This window comes from Blastochloris tepida (genome assembly GCF_003966715.1).
Lineage (GTDB): Bacteria > Pseudomonadota > Alphaproteobacteria > Rhizobiales > Xanthobacteraceae > Blastochloris > Blastochloris tepida.
This window is the reverse complement of record NZ_AP018907.1, coordinates 3521543-3536041: the sequence shown is the minus strand read 5'-3', so window position 1 is coordinate 3536041 and position 14499 is coordinate 3521543. Positions and strand designations below refer to the sequence as shown.

At 70.9% G+C, this 14499-nt stretch carries 14 protein-coding genes and 1 pseudogene; 11 read left to right on the top strand and 4 right to left on the bottom strand.

The genetic code is table 11. The annotated features are described in order from the left end of the window. The first annotated feature begins 19 nt into the window (after positions 1-19). Positions 20-589: an ActR/PrrA/RegA family redox response regulator transcription factor gene (locus tag BLTE_RS15990; protein WP_126401623.1), complete on the top strand. Its 570-nt coding sequence runs from the start codon at positions 20-22 to the stop codon at positions 587-589. Positions 590-625: 36 nt separating this feature from the next. On the opposite strand, the gene grpE is transcribed toward BLTE_RS15990, so the two are convergent. Together grpE and hrcA are read right to left on the bottom strand one after the other, a co-directional pair. Then, on the bottom strand, positions 626-1270 hold the full coding sequence (gene grpE, locus BLTE_RS15985; protein WP_126401622.1) for a nucleotide exchange factor GrpE: 645 nt from the start codon (positions 1268-1270) through the stop codon (positions 626-628). A 64-nt stretch (positions 1271-1334) separates the two neighbouring features. Beyond that, positions 1335-2435 (bottom strand): heat-inducible transcriptional repressor HrcA, encoded by a 1101-nt coding sequence (gene hrcA / locus BLTE_RS15980; protein WP_126401621.1) that lies wholly within the window; start codon positions 2433-2435, stop codon positions 1335-1337. 239 nt (positions 2436-2674) lie between these two features. Between hrcA and rph the strand changes: the two genes are divergently transcribed. Genes rph through hemW form a run of 3 tightly spaced genes read left to right on the top strand, consistent with a single transcriptional unit; the run spans position 2675 to position 5173 of the window. Continuing rightward, positions 2675-3388, top strand: a complete 714-nt coding sequence (gene rph, locus BLTE_RS15975) for a ribonuclease PH (RefSeq protein ID WP_126401620.1) — start codon at positions 2675-2677, stop codon at positions 3386-3388. Beyond that, positions 3388-4029 carry an RdgB/HAM1 family non-canonical purine NTP pyrophosphatase gene (gene rdgB, locus BLTE_RS15970; RefSeq protein WP_126401619.1) on the top strand — a complete coding sequence of 214 codons (642 nt, stop codon included), beginning with the start codon at positions 3388-3390 and terminating at the stop codon, positions 4027-4029. Before rph ends, rdgB begins: the two co-directional genes overlap by 1 nt. Then, positions 4016-5173, top strand: a complete 1158-nt coding sequence (gene hemW / locus BLTE_RS15965; protein ID WP_126401618.1) for a radical SAM family heme chaperone HemW — start codon at positions 4016-4018, stop codon at positions 5171-5173. The genes rdgB and hemW overlap by 14 nt, the downstream gene beginning before the upstream one ends. A 456-nt stretch (positions 5174-5629) precedes the next feature. Here the strand turns inward: hemW and BLTE_RS15960 are convergent, their stop codons facing one another. Next, complete coding sequence (locus BLTE_RS15960; protein ID WP_126401617.1) at positions 5630-6826, bottom strand: penicillin-binding protein activator; 1197 nt, start codon at positions 6824-6826, stop codon at positions 5630-5632. 135 nt (positions 6827-6961) lie between these two features. Between BLTE_RS15960 and rsmI the strand changes: the two genes are divergently transcribed. From rsmI to gshB, 3 genes are read left to right on the top strand one after another with little or no spacing between them, the layout of a single operon-like run. Continuing rightward, positions 6962-7906: a 16S rRNA (cytidine(1402)-2'-O)-methyltransferase gene (gene rsmI, locus BLTE_RS15955; RefSeq protein ID WP_244600022.1), complete on the top strand. Its 945-nt coding sequence runs from the start codon at positions 6962-6964 to the stop codon at positions 7904-7906. Continuing rightward, positions 7899-8435 (top strand): YraN family protein, encoded by a 537-nt coding sequence (locus tag BLTE_RS15950; protein ID WP_342211498.1) that lies wholly within the window; start codon positions 7899-7901, stop codon positions 8433-8435. The genes rsmI and BLTE_RS15950 overlap by 8 nt, the downstream gene beginning before the upstream one ends. 4 nt (positions 8436-8439) lie before the next feature. Further along, positions 8440-9396, top strand: a complete 957-nt coding sequence (gene gshB / locus BLTE_RS15945; RefSeq protein WP_126401616.1) for a glutathione synthase — start codon at positions 8440-8442, stop codon at positions 9394-9396. Between the two features lie 21 nt (positions 9397-9417). Here the strand turns inward: gshB and BLTE_RS15940 are convergent, their stop codons facing one another. Continuing rightward, positions 9418-10209 (bottom strand): HesA/MoeB/ThiF family protein, encoded by a 792-nt coding sequence (locus tag BLTE_RS15940; RefSeq protein WP_126401615.1) that lies wholly within the window; start codon positions 10207-10209, stop codon positions 9418-9420. Positions 10210-10448: 239 nt separating this feature from the next. Here BLTE_RS15940 and BLTE_RS15935 point away from each other — a divergent pair, with 239 nt between their 5' ends. The 4 genes and pseudogenes from BLTE_RS15935 to BLTE_RS15920 all read left to right on the top strand — a co-directional run. Further along, positions 10449-11354 (top strand): hypothetical protein, encoded by a 906-nt coding sequence (locus BLTE_RS15935; protein ID WP_126401614.1) that lies wholly within the window; start codon positions 10449-10451, stop codon positions 11352-11354. Positions 11355-11444: 90 nt separating this feature from the next. Next, entirely contained in the window at positions 11445-12101 is a 657-nt protein-coding gene (locus tag BLTE_RS15930) for an MBL fold metallo-hydrolase (RefSeq protein WP_126401613.1), read from the top strand. Between the two features lie 27 nt (positions 12102-12128). Further along, positions 12129-12548, top strand: coding sequence for an alternative ribosome rescue aminoacyl-tRNA hydrolase ArfB (gene arfB / locus BLTE_RS15925; RefSeq protein WP_126401612.1), 420 nt, complete (start codon positions 12129-12131; stop codon positions 12546-12548). Positions 12549-12721: 173 nt separating this feature from the next. Next, positions 12722-14347: pseudogene (locus tag BLTE_RS15920) on the top strand (IS1634 family transposase); the annotation flags it as partial. Between the last annotated feature and the right edge of the window lie 152 nt (positions 14348-14499).

The window sequence follows — 14499 nt, the reverse complement described above, 5'->3', positions numbered from 1 at the left end:
ATCCGGGGAGCGGAAGAGTATGACCGACGCAAGCGCGGGCGAGGTGGCAGAGAATTCTCTGCCGGACGACAGGTCGCTGCTCATCGTCGATGACGACAAGGCGTTCCTGCAGCGCCTGGCGCGGGCGATGGAGGCGCGCGGCTTCTCGGTCTCGACCGCCGAATCGGTGGCCGACGGGCTGGCCTTCCTCGATCATGGCGCGCCGGCCTTCGCGGTGGTCGACATGCGGCTCGGCGACGGCAACGGCCTCGACGTCATCGCCAAGCTGAAGGAGAAGCGCCCCGACGCCCACGGCATCGTGCTGACCGGCTACGGCAACATCGCCACCGCGGTGAATGCGGTGAAGGCCGGCGCCATCGACTATCTGGCCAAGCCCGCCGACGCCGACGACGTCGCCGCGGCGCTGCTCGCCAATGCCAGCCGCAAGCCGGAGCCGCCGGAGAATCCGATGTCGGCCGACCGGGTGCGCTGGGAGCACATCCAGCGCGTCTACGAGCTGTGCGGCCGCAACGTGTCGGAGACCGCGCGCCGGCTCAACATGCACCGCCGCACTTTGCAGCGCATCCTCGCCAAGCGCGCCCCGCGCTGATCCGTCCCGGACACGGGACGGCGGGGCGCGTCTCGTTCAGGCCGCGCCGCCATCCGCGGCCGGGGCGGCGGGGGCCTGCTTCGGCCCGCCCTTGGCGACGCCGACCAGCGCCGGCCGCAGGATGCGCTCGCCCAGCACGTAGCCGGTCTGCACCACCTGCACCACGGTGCCGGTCGGCACGTCCGGATTGGGCACCTCGAACATCGCCTGATGCAGGTTGGGATCGAACTTGCCGCCGGCCGCCTCGACCCGGCGCACGCCGTGCTTGTCGAGCGTCTTGGCCAGCTCGCGCTCGGTGAGCTGCACGCCCTCGACCAGCGTCTTGAGCGCGGCATCGTGCGCCACGGCCTCCGCCGGCACGGCGGCGAGCGCCCGCTCCATATTGTCGGCGACGTTCAGCACGTCGCGGGCGAAGGCGGCGATGGCGTAGCTCTTGGCGTCGGCAACCTCGCGCTCGGTGCGCCGGCGCAGGTTTTCCATCTCGGCCAGCGTGCGCAGCAGCTTGTCGCGCAGGTCGGCGGCCTCGGCCGCCAGCGCCGAGGCGTCGGCGACGGGCGAGGCGGCGGCCGCGTCCGCCGGGTTCGGCTGGGCGGCGGTCTCTTGTGCCGCAGTGTTCTGCGCCGCGGGATCGGCGGCCTCGGGGGTCTGGTCGGGATTCAAGGGGTGTCCGGACGTCGTCATGACGGCGATCCTGCCTTGGATGTCGGAAAGGTCGAGCCGGATATCGGCGGGAAAGTGCGAAAAATCAAGCCGAAGCGGGATCGCGCGGCGGCGCGCCGAGCAGCCGGCTCACCACCTTGGCGGTGTAGTCGACCATCGGGATGATGCGGGCATAGTTCAGCCGGGTCGGGCCGATCACCCCCAGAACGCCGACGATTCGGCCCTCGGCGTCGCGATAGGGCGCGGCGATGGTAGAGGAGCCCGACAGCGAGAACAGCTTGTTCTCCGAGCCGATGAAGATGCGCACGCCGTCGGCGGCCTCGGCGCGGTTGAGAAGGTCGATGACGCCGCGCTGGGCCTCCAGATCGTCGAACAGGGTGCGGATGCGCTCCAGATCCTCCAGCGCCCTCAGATCCTCCAGCAGATTGGCCTGTCCGCGCACGATCAGGCGCCGCTCGCCGACCGCGCCGCCCGACCAGGAGGCGAGGCCGGCCTGCACCAGACGCTGCGTCAACTGGTCGAGCTCGGCCTGGCTGGCGGTGAGCGCGGCCGAAAGCTCCGCGCGCGCCTCGGCCAAAGTGCGGCCGCGGATGCGCGAGGCCAGGAAGTTCGACGCCTCGACCAGCGCCGAGGCCGGCAGGCCCGGCGGCAGCGGCACCACGCGGTTCTCCACCTGCCCGTCGTCCGACACCAGCACCAGAAGCGCCTTGCCAGGGTCGAGCCCGACGAACTCGATGTGCTTGATGCGCGGGTCGGTCTTGGCCACCAGCACCACGCCGGCGCCGCGCGACAGGCCCGACAGCAGCGCCGAGGCCTCGGCCAGGATGCCGGACATGGTGCGGCCCTCGCCCGCCACCTGGGCCTCGATCGAGGCGCGCTCGGAGGCCGGCAGGTCGCCGACCTCGAGCAGCGCATCGACGAAGAAGCGCAGGCCGCTCTCGGTCGGCAGCCGGCCGGCCGAGACGTGCGGGGCAAAGATCAGCCCGGCCTGCTCCAGATCGGCCATGACGTTGCGCACCGAGGCCGGCGACAGCGGCGTGGTGATCAGCCGGGCGATGTTGCGCGAGCCGACCGGCTCGCCGGTGGCGAGGTAGCTCTCGACGATCTGCTTGAAGATCTCGCGCGAGCGCTGGTCGAGCTGGGCCAGCGCGACGGGAGGCACGACGACGGGACGGTCAAGCGGCACGGCCGGTTCTCCTTCGCCCGTAATCTGTTGCCGGCGGGCGCCGGCCGCAAGTTGACTCTGCAAGTCGACGCTGCAGGTCGACTCTGCAAGGTCGACTCTGCAAGTCGGTGCCGAACGTCGAAGCCGGCTTGCCGGGGCAGACACCGCCGCATAGAACGGCCCGGCCCGCTTGAGGCAAGAGCCCGTCAGGCAACAGCCCGTCGCGGCCCCGGTCCAGACCCGTCTTCAGGAGAGTTCCCATGCGTCCGTCCCACCGCGCCCCCGATCAGATGCGCGCGGTCTCCCTGGAGCGCGGCGTCGCCCGCTATGCCGAGGGCTCGTGCCTCGTGAAGTTCGGCGAGACGCATGTCCTGGTCGCTGCGACCCTGGAAGACAAGCTGCCGCCGTGGCTGAAGGGCCAGGGCCGCGGCTGGATCACCGCCGAATACGGCATGCTGCCGCGCGCCACCCATGAGCGCACGCGCCGCGAATCCTCGACCGGCCGCCCGTCCGGCCGCACCCAGGAGATCCAGCGCCTCGTCGGCCGGGCGCTGCGGGCGGTGGTCGACCTGCCGGCGATGGGCGAGCGCCAGATCACCGTCGATTGCGACGTGCTGCAGGCCGATGGCGGCACCCGCACCGCCGCCATCACCGGCGCCTGGGTGGCGCTCCACGACTGTTTCGCCTGGATGAAGGCGCGCAACATGATCCCGCGCATCCCGCTGAAGGATCACGTGGCGGCGGTGTCCTGCGGCATCCATGCCGGCGTGCCGGTGCTCGACCTCGATTATGCCGAGGACTCCAACGCCCACACCGATGCCAATTTCGTGCTGACCGGCGAGGGCGGCCTCGTCGAGATCCAGGGCACGGCCGAGAAGGATCCGTTCAGCGAGGCCGATTTGATGGCGATGCTGGGGCTGGCCCGCAAGGGCGTGGGCGAGCTCGTCGCGCTGCAGAAGCTGGCGGTGGGCTGATGGCGCGCCGGCTGGAGGGCGGGAAGCTCGTCGTCGCCACCCACAATTCCGGCAAGCTGCGCGAGATCCGCGAGCTGCTCGCGCCGTTCGCTGTCGAGCCGGTCTCGGCCGGCGAGCTGGGTCTGCCCGAGCCCGACGAGACCGGCACCACGTTCGCCGAGAACGCCCGCATCAAGGCCGAGGCCGCGGCGCGCGCGTCGAACCTGCCGGCGCTGGCCGATGATTCGGGGCTGGCGGTGTGGGCGCTGCACGGCGCGCCGGGCGTGTTCTCGGCGCGCTGGGCGGGCTCGGGAAAGGATTTTCTGCCGGCGATGGCGCGCGTCGAGGCGGAACTCGCCGCCCGCGGCGCGGTGGCGCCCGGCCAGCGCATCGCCCGCTTCGTCGCCGCGCTCTGCCTCGCCTGGCCGGACGGCCATGTCGAGGCGGTCGAGGGCACGATCGACGGTGACATCGTCTGGCCGCCGCGCGGCACGCTCGGCTTCGGGTATGATCCGATCTTTCGCCCCGAAGGCGAGACGCGGACATTCGGCGAGATGGACGCCGCCGAGAAGCACGGCATCGACTGGGACGCCGGGCGCGGCCTGTCGCATCGCGCCCGCGCCTTTCTGAAACTGGCGGAGACGTGTCTTGTGCGACGATGACGCGGACCCCGGCTTCGCCGTCTATGTGCATTGGCCGTTCTGCCTGGCCAAATGCCCCTATTGCGACTTCAACAGCTTCGTGCGCCCGCCGGGCACCGACGAGGCCCGCTACGCCCGCGCCGTCACCCACGAGATCGCCGCCACCGCCCAGCGCATCGGCCCGCGCACCGTGCGCTCGATCTTCCTCGGCGGCGGCACGCCCTCGCTGATGCAGCCGGCCACCGTGGCGGCGGTGCTGGAGGCGGTGGCCGAGCAGTGGTCGCTCGCCGACGACATCGAGATCACCATCGAGGCCAACCCGACCTCGGTGGAGGCCGAGCGCTTCCGTGGCTATCGCGATGCCGGCGTCAACCGCGTCTCGCTCGGCGTGCAGGCGCTGAACGACGCCGACCTCAAGGCGCTGGGCCGCATGCACACCGCCGCCGAGGCGCTGGCGGCGCTCGAGGTGGCGCAAAACACCTTCGCGCGCGTGTCGTTCGACCTGATCTATGCCCGCCCCGGCCAGACGGTGGCCGACTGGCAGGCGGAGCTGACCCGCGCGCTCGCCTTCGGCACCGAGCACCTGTCGGCCTATCAGCTCACCATCGAGGAGGGCACGCCGTTCTTCGCGCTGCAGGCGGCGGGCCGGCTCGCGACGCCCGATCCCGAGCTTGCGCGCGCGCTGTTCGACCTCACCCAGGCGCTGACCTTTGAGGCGGGCCTGCCGGCCTACGAGGTCTCCAACCACGCCCGGCCCGGCGCCGAGAGCCGCCACAATCTGATCTACTGGCGCTCGGGCGAATATGCCGGCTTCGGCCCCGGCGCCCACGGCCGGCTCATGGTCGAGGGCCGCCGCCGCGCACTCGCCGCCGAGCGCGATCCGGCGGCGTGGCTCGCGCGGATCGAGGCCGGGCAGAGCGGCGCGGTCACCGACGAGGCGCTGAGCCGCGACGAGATCGGCGACGAATTCCTGCTGATGGGGCTGCGGCTTGCCGAGGGCATCGACCTGAATCGCTTCGCCGCGATGTCCGGCCGCAGTCTCGACCCCGCGCGCATCGCCGACCTCGCCGGGTTCGGCTTCATCGAGCGGACCGGCGACCGCCTGCGCGTCACCGCCGCCGGCCTGCCGATCCTCGATGCGGTGGTGGCCGACCTCGCGGCGTGATCCCGGTTCGGTTGATGGGGAGCCCGGCTGATCGGCACGGGCCAACCGCTGGCCGGGAGCCGCGCGCCTTCCCTCTCCCCTTGCGGGAGCTACGGCGTTCACGGATTTGAATCGCCTGGGCCGAGAGAGATCGAGCCGAAACGCGATCTCTTTCGGCGTGACTTGCGCCTGCGGCGTCTGGCACAAGCCCGCCGTCGTCATGGCCGGGCTTGTCCCGGCCATCCACGTCTTTGTTTTCAAATAGGTTTTCAAGACGTGGATGCCCGCGACAAGCGCGGGCATGACGAGTTCAATCCTGCGGCCTCCGGTAACTGCCGATCCACCGCGTTCTCGATGAGACATCCGCAGCCTGTCCATTAAGCCATTGATGGCTCAGCACAGAATCAGATCCATGAATACCGTAGCCCGCAAGGGGAGAGGGGAAGAAAAGACTCTCGCCTCTACGCCGTGGTGCGATTACGCCGTCGTGAACGAGCGCGGCGAGGGCGAGATGATGCGCGAGGAACCGTTGCCGATCTGGTGCACGGCGAGACCGCGCTCGGACGTGCCGTCCGACTTGAAGCGGAAGATGCCGTCGATGCCGGAGAAGCCGGACGGGTTGGTCAGCACGCCTTCCGAGAAGCGCTGCGCGCCTTGCGTCTTCACCAACGCCGCCACCAGCGACACCGCGTCATAGGACAGCGAGGCGGTGCGCACCGGCTCGGATCCGAACTTGGCGCGGTAGCGCTGGGCGAAGCCGCGGAAGCCGGTATTGTCGGGCGCGGCATACCACGCGCCGTTGAACGCCGGGTCGCGGTGCACCGCCGGGTCGTCCCACAGGCCGGTGCCGATCAGCACCGTGCGGTTGGTGTCGAGCCCGGTGGCGCGCAGCTGGTTGACCACCGCCGCCGCCGCGGTGTGGCCGTCGGGCACGAACACGCAGTCGGCCTGCCGGGCCACGGCGCTGACCTGGGCCACCGCGCCGGCCGGGTTGCCGGCGGCGTAGCGGGCGAGCCCGAGCACCCGGCCGTTGTTCTTGGCCACCGCCTGCTGGAACTCGGCCTCCACCACCTGCCCGTAGGCGGTGTCCGGCAGCAGGGCGGCGAACGACTTGCGGCGCTGCTCGGCGGCGTAGCCGACGATGCGGTCGACGTCGGAGGCCGGCAGGAAGCTCAGGAGATGGACGCCGCGCGAGGCCACCTGGGCGTCGGTGGAAAACGCGATCACCGGCACCCCGCGCTGGCGGGCGATCTGCCCGGCCGGGCGCACCGCCACCGCGAACAGCGGGCCGAGGATGATCTCGCAGCCTTCCGAGATCGCCTGCTCGGCCGCCTGCTGGCCGCCCTGGGCCGAGCCGCCGTCGTCCTTGACGATCAGCGAGATGTCGGGCGCGTTGAATTCGGCGATCGCCAGCTCGGCGGCGTTCTTGAGCGACTGCGCCGCGGAACCGGCATTGCCGCTCGCCGTCAGCGGCAGGATCAGCCCGACCCGCACCGAGCCGGTGCCGATCGACATCGACGGCTTGCTCTCGGCTGGCCCGGCCGGCGGCGCATCGCCGAACATGTTGGCGCTCTGGCAGCCGCCGAGCGTTGCCGACACCCCGGCGCCCGCGCCCAGGCCGGCCAGCCGCAGCGCGGTGCGGCGCGATAGCGTTGGCGATACCGTGCCCGGCATCGTGCACGGTAGCGTTTCTGGCTCAGCGCGCTTCGGCGTGCGCATTCCCACTGCTCCGCGATTGGCGATTCCCGTTCTCAGGGTGCGATCACCACAGATTTCTGTCAAAACGACGCCTGGGAGACATCCGTAAAGGTGACGGGGCTTGTGGACAAGCGGCATCGGACCGGCGGCGCCGAGCAGGGCGGCGAGGACCGCTCATACCTGATCGCCGGCGCGCGGCTCGCCGCGCCCAAGGCGCGGGCCGGCCTGCACGTGGTGGCGACGCCGATCGGCAATCTCGGCGATATCACGCTGCGGGCGCTGGAGACGCTGGCGGGGGCGGATGTGATCGCCTGCGAGGACACGCGGGTGAGCAGCCGGCTGCTGGCGCGCTATGGCATCCGCGTACCGCTATTGCCCTATCACGAGCACAACGCCGCCGAGATGCGCCCGCGCCTGATCGCCCGCCTCGCCGAGGGCGGTTCGGTGGCGCTGATCTCGGACGCCGGCACGCCTTTGGTCTCGGATCCCGGCTTCCGGCTGGTGCGCGAGGCGATCGCTGCGGGTGTCCACGTCGAGGCGGTGCCGGGGCCCTCGGCGCTGCTGGCGGCGATGGTGGTGTCGGGCCTGCCGACCGACCGCTTCCTGTTCGAGGGCTTCCTGCCGCCCAAGCAGGTCGGCCGGTTGGCGCGGCTCGGCGAGCTTGCCGCGGTGCCGGCGAGCCTGGTGATGTTCGAGACCGGCCCCCGCCTCGCCGACAGCTTGGCCGACATGGCGACGGCGCTGGGCGGCGGCCGGCCGGCGGCGGTGTGCCGGGAGCTGACCAAGCTGCACGAGGAAGTCCGCCGCGGCACGCTGGCGGAGCTTGCCGCCGCCACCGCCGGCGAGGAGCCCAGGGGCGAGATCGTGGTGGTGGTCGGCCCGCCACTGCCGGCGGCGGCCCCGGCCGAGGCCGACATCGATTCGGCGCTGGTGTCGGCGCTGGCCTCGGCCTCGCTCAAGGATGCGGTGGCCGAGGTGGCGGCCGCCCTCGGCCTGCCGCGGCGCGCGGTCTATCAGCGGGCGCTCGATCTGACCAAGGGGCACAAGCATGGCTGAGCACCGACCGATCAAGCCGCCGCGCACGCTGGTCAAGCCCGGCGACATCAAGGCCAAGCTCGCCGCCGAGCGCGAACAGGCGAAACGCGCGCAGATGCCGCCCGCCCCCCCGGCCGCGGCGGTGGAACCCGACCCTGAGCCCGTCGCGCCGGACGCCCGCCAGCCCACGCCGGAGCGGCTGATCGCCCACCGCTTCGGCCTGTCGGCCGAGAGCGTCGCCGCCGTGCTGCTGATCGGCAAGGGCTTCCGCATTCTCGCCCGGCGCTGGCGCTCGTCCTGCGGCGAGGTCGACATCGTCGCGCGCGACCGCCGGACGCTGATCTTCGTCGAGGTCAAGGCGCGCCGCCACCTCGACGATGCCGCCTATGCGCTCGACCTCCGCCAGCGCCGCCGCATCGCGGCTGCCGCCTCGCTGTGGCTGGCGCGCCGGCCCGACCATGCCCAGCTCAACGTGCGCTTCGACGTGGTGCTGGTGGCGCCCAACGCCATGCCGCGGCATATCCCCGCCGCCTTCGATTGTGATGGATGAGACGATGAGCCTTCGCGTCGCCGTGCAGATGGACCCGATCGAGCGGATCAGCATCCGCGGCGATTCCACCTTCGCGCTGCTGCTGGAGGCGCAGGCCCGCGGCCATGCCCTCCACTACTACACGCCGGACCGGCTGGCGCTGGTCGACGGCCGGGTGTTCGCCACGGTGCAGCCTCTGGCGGTGCGCGACGTCGCGGGCGACCATTTCACGCTGGGCGCGGCGGAGCGCATCGAGCTTTCGACCCTCGACGTCATATTGATGCGCCAGGATCCGCCCTTCGATCTCGCTTACATCAGCGCCACCCACCTTCTGGAGCGCATCCATCCGGCGACGCTGGTGGTGAACGACCCGGCCTCGGTGCGCAACGCGCCCGAGAAGATGTTCGTCACCGAGTTTCCCGAGTTGATGCCGCCGACCCTGATCAGCCGCGACCGCGACGAGATCGCCGCCTTCCGCGACCGTCACGGCGAGGTGGTTATGAAGCCGCTCTACGGCCATGGCGGCGCCGCGGTGTTCCGCCTCGGGGCGCGCGACCCCAATTTCGGCTCGTTCTACGACCTGTTCTCCGCCACCTTCCGCGAGCCGTGGGTGACGCAGGCCTTCCTGCCCAGGGTGGCGGAGGGCGACAAGCGCATCATCCTGGTCGATGGCGAGGCGGCGGGCGCGGTCAACCGCGTGCCGCAGCCCGACGACATCCGCTCCAACATGGTGCGCGGCGGGGCGGCGGCGGCGACCGAGCTGACGGAGCGCGAGCGCGAGATCTGCGCCACCATCGGCCCGGCGCTTAAAGACCGCGGGCTGCTGTTCGTCGGCATCGACGTGATCGACGGCTTCCTCACCGAGATCAACGTGACGTCTCCAACGGGCATCCGCGCCATCAAGGCGCTCGGCGGGCCGGACCTCGCCGCGCGCATCTGGGACGCGATCGAGGAAAAAAGATCTCGCAAGGTTTCCGGCTGATCGAGCCGGAAGCGGCATGAGTCAGCGTTCCGCCGCCCGCCCGGTGAGCGGGTTGTCGGGATCCCAGCGATAGGCCAGCGTCTCGAAGCGCATCGCGCGGGCGTCGATCATCAGGAGCCGGCCGACCAGCGGCTCGCCGAAGCCGACGATCGCCCGGATCACCTCCAGCGCCATCAGGCTGCCGGCAACCCCGGCGAGAGCGCCGAGCACGCCGGCCTCATGGCAGCTCGGCACCGCGCCGGGCGGCGGCGGGCTCGGGAACAGGCAGCGATAGGTGGGGTTCGGCTCGCCGTCCGGTCGCGCCTCGAACGGCCGCAGCGTGGTGAGGGTGGCATCGAACGTGCCGAGCGCGGCGCTCACCAGCGGCCGCCGCTCCAGGCAGCAGGCGTCCGACACCGCGTAGCGGGTGGCGAAATTGTCCGAGCCGTCGGCCACCACGTCCCAGCCGCGCACCAGATCGCGGGCATTGTTCGCATCGAGCCGCTCGGCGAACGGGATCACCGCGACGTGCGGGTTGATGCGGGCGAGCGCCGCCGCGGCGCTGTCGGTCTTGGCCCGGCCGAGATCGTCGGTGCCGTGCAGCACCTGCCGCTGCAGATTGGACAGCGACACCGCGTCGTCATCGACGATGCCGAGCGTGCCGACGCCGGCCGCGGCCAGATAGAGCAGCAGAGGCGAGCCGAGGCCGCCCGCGCCGATCACCAGCACCCGCGCCCGCTTCAGCGCCTGCTGGCCGGGGCCGCCGACCTCGCGCAGCACGATATGGCGCGCATAGCGCTCGAGCTCTTCGGCGGACAGGACGGGGGCGGTCATATGCCCTGGAGCGGTTTGCGGTTGATCCCTTCGGGACACCGGAAACGGTATCGCCGAAAAATCCTTGATCTGGAAGGGATTTTTCGGCGGCGGCATACGGCTCTCCGGCCCTGTGGGCCGGACCCCGTATGGATGCCCGTCTTTTCCGCGGTCGAACAGGCGTTCGTCACCGGTCCGGTAACCAATTGGTAAGGGGAAAAAGGTTACTTGAAGGTGAACGTTTCCGGTGGAAGGGCGCCATGACCAAGCGGCGGGGCATGTACAAGGAGTACATCCAGATTCTACCTGCGGCCGAGGCCGGGACGGTGACGCCGGTGGTGTCCGAGGAGGGCTATGTCGGGCTTCGCGCGGTGGCGCCGGCCGAGGCGCCAGCCACCTCGCCCGCTTCCGACGAGACCGCGCCGGGCCTGCCGCCCCAGCCCTCCGCGCCGCCGGTGCTGACCGCCCCGATGGTCGAGCTCCGCCTGCCGCCGCCCGGCCGGGCGAGGCGGGCGGCCGCGTCGTCGGACACCCGGCGCCGCCGCGCGCCGACCGAAGGGCGGATCGCCCTCATCGCCGCCACGCTGGCGCTCGCAATCTCCACCGGCGCCCTGACCTGGACCATCCTCAGCCAGCCGCGCGCGGGCGCCGACATGGCCGCGCTGGCCACGGCGCTGGCCGAGGTGCAGGCCCGCGTTGCCGCGGCCGACAGCCAGGCGCAGGCGACCGACGCCCGGCTCGGCCAGATCGTCGAGCGGCTCGAACGCACCGAGCAGGCGCAGGCGAGCGTGGCGAGCCAACTGGCCACGCTCGATTCCGGCCTCGACGGCCGCATCGCCGCCGCCACCAAGGCCGCGCTTACCGCCGCGTTGCCCGCGCCCAGCATCGTCACCGCCTCGCTGTCGCTGCGACCGAGCGTCGAGCCGCCGGCCCAGCCGATCCGCCCGGTCGAGCCGGCGCCGCCGAAGCGGCCGGTCGCCACCGGCTGGGTGCTGCGCGACGCCGCCGACGGCACGGCACGGGTGGAAGGCCGGCGCGGCACGTTCGAGGTCGGCGTCGGCTCGCCGCTGCCCGGCCTCGGCCGGGTCGTGGCGATCGAGAAGCGCGACGGCCGTACGGTGGTGGTCACCCCGCGCGGCCTGATCGTGCCGCCCGAGCCGGAGTGAGCGCGCAGTCCCGGCCGCCGAATCGCCCTTGACCGCCGGGCCGCCGGACTGCGACACGAGAGGGCTTCCTCCGTCGCAGAAAGGCGCCCGATGACCTCCTCCGACTCGACGCCCGCCCTCAAGGTTGCGGTGGTGCCGGTGACGCCGTTCGAGCAGAACTGCTCGATCGTGATGTGTACCGCGACCGGCCGCGCCGCCGTGGTCGATCCCGGCGGCGATCTCGACACCATCCGCGAGGCGCTGGCCGAGCTTGGCGTCACGGTGGACAAGATCCTGCTCACCCACGGCCATATCGACCATGCCGGCGGCGCCGCCGAGCTGGCCGAATCCCTCGGCGTGCCGGTGGAGGGGCCGCATCAGGCCGACCAGTTCCTGCTCGACGCCCTCACCACCCAGGGCAACATGTACGGGCTCACCGGCGCCCGGCCGGTGACGCCGAACCGCTATCTCGAGGACGGCGACACCGTCAGCGTCGGCGAATTGGTGTTCGACGTCCTGCACGTGCCGGGCCACAGCCCGGGCAGCGTGGTGCTGGTCGATGCCAGGGACGGTTTCGCGCTGGTCGGCGACGTGCTGTTCCGCGGCTCGATCGGCCGCACCGACTTCCCCTATGGCGACCACGCCCAGCTGATCGCCGGCATCAAGACCAAGCTGTTCGCGCTCGGCGACGATCTCGTCTGCCTGCCCGGCCACGGCCCGGCCACCAGCATCGGCGAGGAGCGCGCGACCAACCCGTTCCTCGACTGACCCCGATTGCGATCGATCTTTGCGCCGATGATCCCGGTCACCCCCACCATTTCGCTCGATCCGCGCGAGATCGAGGAGAGCTTCGTGCGGGCGGCCGGGCCGGGTGGCCAGAACGTCAACAAGGTGGCGACCGCGGTCGAGCTGCGCTTCGATGCGCTGCGCTCGCCGTCGCTGCCGGCGCCGGTGATCACAAGGCTGCTGCGGCTCGCCGGCCGGCGCGCCACCAAGGACGGCGTGGTGGTGCTGAACGCCCAGCGCTTCCGCACCCAGGAGGCCAACCGCGCCGACGCGCTGGCCCGGCTGGTCGAGCTGATCCGGCAGGCGGCGGTGGAGCCCAAGCGGCGGCGGGCGACGCGGCCCACCGCCGGCTCGGTCAAGCGGCGCCTGGAAGCCAAGGCGAAATCCGGCACGGTCAAGCGCCTGCGCGCCCGGCCGGAGACGGAGTGATCCGCTTCTCCTCACCCGAGTTGAACAGTGAAACGGCCGATTTCGTCATAAGCCGTTGATTTTGCTGGGGCGGAGTCGGCGATTTCGCAAAACGTAGTGCCACGCCGAACGCTAGAAATAGCTTGATTGATGGCTCCGAGTCTGATCCCGTAGTGTCAGCCTCGGAGGCCGCCATGTTCTTCCGTCTCAAAGGCTCCGGCGGACGCGCCTACGTCCAGATCGTTGAGAGCAAGCGCGTCGACGGCGCCGTCCGCCAGTCCGTCATCGCCACCCTCGGCCGCGTCGACGACCTCGCCACCTCCGGTGCCCTGGCCTCGCTCCTGGCGTCGGGGGCGAAGTTCACCGACCAAGTCCTGCTGCTGCGAGCGCTCGACGAGGACACTGAGGGCCAGCTCTCGGCCGGCGCCAAACGCATCGGCGGCCCATTGGTGTTCGGGCGGGTCTGGCAGCGCCTCGGCATCGACGCCGTCCTTGAGGATCTCCTGAAGGAGCGGGCCTTCGAGTTCGCGGTCGAGCGCGCGGTGTTCGCCGCTACCCTGCACCGGCTGTTCGTGTCCGGCTCCGACCGCGATTGCGCATCCTGGATGGCCGACTACGACATCCCCGGCACCGACGGGCTCGACCTCCATCACTTCTACCGGGCGATGGCCTGGCTCGGCGAGGAGGTCGCGAAGGCTGCTGAGGGCGAGCTCGCGCCGAGGTGTGTCAAGGATGAGATCGAGGAACGGCTGTTCGCGCGCCGCCGTGACCTGTTCTCCGACCTGTCGGTGGTGTTCATGGACACCACCAGCCTGTCGTTCTACGGCGAGGGCGGCGAGACGCTCGGCGAGCGCGGCTATTCGAAGGATTACCGGCCCGACCTCAACCAGATGATCCTGGCCCTGGTGGTCGATGGTGCCGGCTGGCCAATCTGTACGGAGATGTGGCCGGGCAACACCGCCGACGTCACGACGCTGCTGCCGGTGGTGGACCGGCTGCGCGGCCGCTTCCGCATTGGCCGGGTGTGCGTGGTCGCCGACCGTGGCATGATCTCGGCTTCGACCATCGCCGGGCTCGAGGAGCGCAAGCTCGAATACATCCTCGGCGCCCGCGAGCGCACCGACACCGTCGTGAAGACGGTGGTGCTGGCCGACGAGCGCCCCTTCGTGCCGCTGCTGATCGAACGCCAGCGCGGCGAGACCCAGTTGTTCGTCAAGGAGGTCACCGTTGCCGGCATTCGGTACATCGTATGCCGCAACGAGGCGGAGGCCGAGAAGGACCGTGCCGATCGCCAAGCGATCGTGGCCGGGCTCGAAGCGCAGCTGAAGAAGGGCGACAAGACGCTGATCGGCAACTCGGCGTACCGGCGCTTCCTGCGCAAATCGAAAAAGGCCGAAGGTCAGCCGGCCTTCGAGATCGACCCCGGCAAGCTCGCCGAGGAGGCTCGCTTCGACGGCATCTTCGTGCTGCGCACCAACGCCAGGATCACCCCGCTGCAGGCGGTGCTGCGCTATCGTGATCTGCTCCAGGTCGAGGAACAGTTCCTGCGCGCCAAGGCGGTGATGCGCACCCGGCCGATCTTCCATTCCTCCGACGCGGCAATCCGGGGCCACGTGTTCTGCTCGTTCCTGGCGCTGTTGATGCGCGCGGAACTCGACGAACTCTACAACGACGGGGTTTTGGAATGGGCGGCGCTGCTGCGCGAACTCGACCGGCTCCAACAGGTCCGGCTCCGTCACCGCGAGGTCGATTGGCTGGTGCGCACCGACGCGACACCGGCGGTGAGCGATCTCTTCCGGCGTGTCCGCATCGCGCTGCCGCCCCGGGCGCGACAGGCTAAACCGCCGGACCCCGAGCCGGCGCCGAAACCGGCCCTGAAACGCCGCGGCCGCCCGAGGCGTAGTGCCACGCCGCCTCGAATTTCGCCAAAAATTACGTCAGGCCAGTAGCTTACGAAATTCCGCTGTTGAAG

What these genes read in the sequence shown, in the direction of transcription:
- BLTE_RS15990 (WP_126401623.1), top strand. Translation starts at nt 20, where the DNA reads ATGACCGACGCAAGCGCGGGCGAGGTGGCAGAGAATTCTCTGCCGGAC.
- grpE (WP_126401622.1), bottom strand. Translation starts at nt 1,270, where the DNA reads ATGACGACGTCCGGACACCCCTTGAATCCCGACCAGACCCCCGAGGCC.
- rph (WP_126401620.1), top strand. Translation starts at nt 2,675, where the DNA reads ATGCGTCCGTCCCACCGCGCCCCCGATCAGATGCGCGCGGTCTCCCTG.
- rdgB (WP_126401619.1), top strand. Translation starts at nt 3,388, where the DNA reads ATGGCGCGCCGGCTGGAGGGCGGGAAGCTCGTCGTCGCCACCCACAAT.
- BLTE_RS15960 (WP_126401617.1), bottom strand. Translation starts at nt 6,826, where the DNA reads ATGCCGGGCACGGTATCGCCAACGCTATCGCGCCGCACCGCGCTGCGG.
- BLTE_RS15950 (WP_342211498.1), top strand. Translation starts at nt 7,899, where the DNA reads ATGGCTGAGCACCGACCGATCAAGCCGCCGCGCACGCTGGTCAAGCCC.
- gshB (WP_126401616.1), top strand. Translation starts at nt 8,440, where the DNA reads ATGAGCCTTCGCGTCGCCGTGCAGATGGACCCGATCGAGCGGATCAGC.
- BLTE_RS15940 (WP_126401615.1), bottom strand. Translation starts at nt 10,209, where the DNA reads ATGACCGCCCCCGTCCTGTCCGCCGAAGAGCTCGAGCGCTATGCGCGC.
- BLTE_RS15935 (WP_126401614.1), top strand. Translation starts at nt 10,449, where the DNA reads ATGACCAAGCGGCGGGGCATGTACAAGGAGTACATCCAGATTCTACCT.
- BLTE_RS15930 (WP_126401613.1), top strand. Translation starts at nt 11,445, where the DNA reads ATGACCTCCTCCGACTCGACGCCCGCCCTCAAGGTTGCGGTGGTGCCG.
- arfB (WP_126401612.1), top strand. Translation starts at nt 12,129, where the DNA reads ATGATCCCGGTCACCCCCACCATTTCGCTCGATCCGCGCGAGATCGAG.